We start from the raw sequence: 1,183 nt of genomic DNA on the forward strand, positions 1-1,183 counted from the left end.
TTTGGGGTACGGGCCGTGTACCAACTCACTAGAGGCTTTTCTCGGCAGCATAGGATCACTGAATTCGCCTCAATCGGCTACGCATCACGTCTCAGCCTCATGGGATACGGATTTGCCTATATCCCGGCCTACACGCTTACACCAGGTATTCCATCACCTGGCCCAGCTACCTTCCTGCGTCACCCCATCGCTTGACTACTACACCCAGGGTCCCGTGCAGCAATCCTCCCTCTCGCCCGAAGGCTTGATAAGAGAACATTTGGACGGTTAGCACAGATGATTCGCCATTGGGCGCGGATACACGGGTACGGGAATATCAACCCGTTGTCCATCGACTACGCCTGTCGGCCTCGCCTTAGGTCCCGACTCACCCTGGGCGGATTAACCTGGCCCAGGAACCCTTGGTCATTCGGCGGACGAGTTTCTCACTCGTCTTTCGCTACTCATGCCTGCATTCTCACTCGCGCAGCCTCCACGGCTGGATCACTCCGCCGCTTCCCTGGCTACACGACGCTCCCCTACCCATCCCAGCTCCTGGCTCGAAAGCAAGATTAATGCTGGAATGCCGCGGCTTCGGCGGTGTACTTGAGCCCCGCTACATTGTCGGCGCAGAATCACTTGACCAGTGAGCTATTACGCACTCTTTCAAGGGTGGCTGCTTCTAAGCCAACCTCCTGGTTGTCTTCGCGACTCCACATCCTTTTCCACTTAGTACACGCTTAGGGGCCTTAGCCGGCGATCTGGGCTGTTTCCCTCTCGACTATGAAGCTTATCCCCCACAGTCTCACTGCCGCGCTCTCACTCACCGGCATTCGGAGTTTGGCTGACTTCGGTAAGCTTGTGGGCCCCCTAGGCCATCCAGTAGCTCTACCTCCGGTGAGAAACACGCGACGCTGCACCTAAATGCATTTCGGGGAGAACCAGCTATCACGGAGTTTGATTGGCCTTTCACCCCTACCCACAGCTCATCCCCTCAGTTTTCAACCTAAGTGGGTTCGGGCCTCCACGACGTCTTACCGTCGCTTCACCCTGGCCATGGGTAGATCACTCCGCTTCGGGTCCATAGTGTGCGACTCAGGGCGCCCTATTCGGACTCGCTTTCGCTACGGCTCCCCCACACGGGTTAACCTTGCCACACACCGATGACTCGCAGGCTCATTCTTCAAAAGGCACGCCATCACCT

General features: G+C 57.1%; 1 rRNA gene. It reads right to left on the reverse strand.

The window, feature by feature from the left end:
* A 23S ribosomal RNA gene (locus ACWELJ_RS34195) occupies positions 1-1,183 on the reverse strand; the annotation flags it as partial.

Source organism: Nocardia sp. NPDC004582 (genome assembly GCF_053602115.1).